The following is a 2471-nucleotide window of genomic DNA, read 5'->3' on the forward strand; positions in this document are numbered from 1 at the left end:
GCCCGTTTTGGTGTGCAGCTTCAGCCAGCCTGTAGAAGGTTGGTAATGAGACGATAACATCGTTTAGAGCAAAGGCAATACCCATACACCCCTCTTCAAGAGCCATCCTGATGACATCACGTATTTTCAGAGCTTTATCTGAACTCCCAAGCGACTCGGCATGGCGAACAAGAATCTCAGAGACGCACCCCTGGCAGGTAAGGTTACAACCGACCGTACAGACCTGGAGAAATTTGCCTCCCGGGGAAAAATGAAGCAGCGGTAGTGTCTCAATACTGATTGGAGCAGCTGCAAGGAAGGAATCTGGATACCGCTCGACGATAGCAGAGCCATTGTTCGTATACATACTGCATCTGCCATATCCCCCTTCAGGGATCGAACACGCAACTTCACATAGAGTACAGCGCAATGAAACTCACTTCCTCATGATTATCCAGAAACCCGCCAGATCACGGCGGATCTCATAGTCAGCAACACCAGCAGCTTCAAGCGCCTTTGGGATCTTATCAGACTGCTGCATTTTCAACCGTTTTTCTGCATTCTTTTCCCATTTTGGATCAATTGAACGCATCTTCCGGAAGATCTCCTCTTTCAGAGCATCTGTTCCAAATCCTCCGCCAATAAATGTCCTTCCATTCGGGCGAAGGACCCGGTATATCTCCAAAAAGGCTTTATTTAGATCATTCCAGAAGAAGAGAGAGCCTCTGCTGATGATGATATCAACCGAAGAGTCTTCATAGGGAAGAGCGTGAACATCTCCATTCACAACCCTTACACATCCGGATAGCCCTGCCTCCTTAATATTCTCAGTTGCAATCGTGAGCATATCAGGGGAACTATCAACCGCATCAATTGCAAGATCACTCACTCTGGCAACCGCAATTGCAAGATGAGCAGGGCCACAGCCGAGATCGATACATGATCCACTGGTGATTTTGCAAACATCCATAATCTGATCGGCAATTATCGGGTAAATCGGTGCAAAAGGACCTTTTGCGATTGAATCCATCTTCTTTGCACCATCTGCATTAAACGGTTTATCTATTGACTCTGACATTAGATACATCCCAAAATATTTGTTAGGAGATGAGGGATCTCCCGTTTTCATACATCCATTCTTCCTTCCATAATCCTGTTGTGTAACGAAGATACTCTATGACAAAAAACCATCTATCGAAGCGGGGGGACCAGAAGGGTGTTCAACTGATCCTCAGAAAGCTCGTAATGATAGAACTTCAGATAGAACTCCTTCGTAAGCGCAGGCATATCCAGATCACTGAATATCTCAGGATAGAGAATTTTTGCGATCCAGGGAATGCCGATGATCCGGTTGATACCTGGTGGACGGTCAAACCAGGGGTATGGTGACTGGGGGACAAGATAGACCCGCTTGTTTTTGACCGCAGAAATCGACTGCCAGAGCGTATCGGAATAGACCGCTGCATAGAACGGGGGATCACTGACGATGATGACATCAGGATTCCATCTTGTCACCTGCTCCATTGAAACAGGCGTCTGGCCAACGCCAGGGAGGACATCACAGTCTGCGACATTGATCCCGCCTGCAACTTCAATCAATTCAGAGTGGAAAGAGCCGGTTGGATCGGTCATTAACCCTTTTGGACCTTCTGCATAATAGACCCGGACTCGCTCATCCTCCGGGATAACGGAGACACGATCTGTAACGGTTGATAATACCCTCGTATAGAACTCCACAAGCTCATCTGCCTTCTCTTCTTCACCCAGAAGTGTACCAAGGAAGATCAGCGCATTATCGTATCCCCGTGAATCTCTGGCATCCAGCACACCGACAACAGGAATATTACCAAATACCTGCTGATGTTCTTCGAGCACAGTTGCAAAATCGCCTATGCCTTCTCCTGCAATGATGATATCCGGGTTCATAGACATGAAGACCTCATAATTTCCGGTCTGCTTTCCAAACCACCCGCCAATGTTAGGAAGGCTTCGGAACTGATCTGAAATATACACTTCACCATTGATTTTATTTGGATTCATATTGATCCCGATCAGTTTCTCAGGTGCAAGTGCATACACAGCAAATGTGGTCATGGGAACGGTGCTGATGACCCGATCAATCTTCAACGGAACCTCCAGAGTTCGACCTGCCATATCCGTGATGATCTTTGTAGTACTTCCTCTCTGATCAGAAACGGTCTGGGCATCTGTACAACCACATGACAGGGTAGCCAGACAGATCATCATAAGAATTGTTGTTATTACTCCATATGATAGCGTTTTCTTCATAATTTCACCTATATTCACAGGAATTGCGATTCAATTTGTCAATCGGTTTCTCTTCATACTCTCACAATACTCATATCAGACGTATCCGGGTAAGCAGATGACAGCCATAACAGAAGATGATAAAGATCTTATCTCATCATCATCCCCCCGGCACAGGCAATCTCCTCTTGATTGTGCCTGCATATGGAGTGTATCTCATCATG

2 protein-coding genes and 1 pseudogene are annotated in these 2471 nt (G+C 46.3%); all 3 read right to left on the reverse strand.

Annotated features, from left to right (window positions below):
• Nucleotides 1-346 (reverse strand): annotated as a pseudogene (locus QCH34_RS10695) (radical SAM protein); the annotation flags it as partial.
• Nucleotides 347-415: 69 nt separating this feature from the next.
• Complete coding sequence (locus QCH34_RS10700; RefSeq protein ID WP_300333963.1) at nt 416-1057, reverse strand: class I SAM-dependent methyltransferase; 642 nt, start codon at nt 1055-1057, stop codon at nt 416-418.
• Nucleotides 1058-1170: 113 nt separating this feature from the next.
• A complete protein-coding gene (locus QCH34_RS10705) occupies nt 1171-2268 on the reverse strand; it encodes an ABC transporter substrate-binding protein (RefSeq protein ID WP_300333966.1) in 1098 nt (365 codons plus the stop codon).
• Between the last annotated feature and the right edge of the window lie 203 nt (nt 2269-2471).

Origin of the sequence: Methanocalculus sp., from assembly GCF_029762515.1 — an archaeon.
Lineage (GTDB): Archaea > Halobacteriota > Methanomicrobia > Methanomicrobiales > Methanocorpusculaceae > Methanocalculus.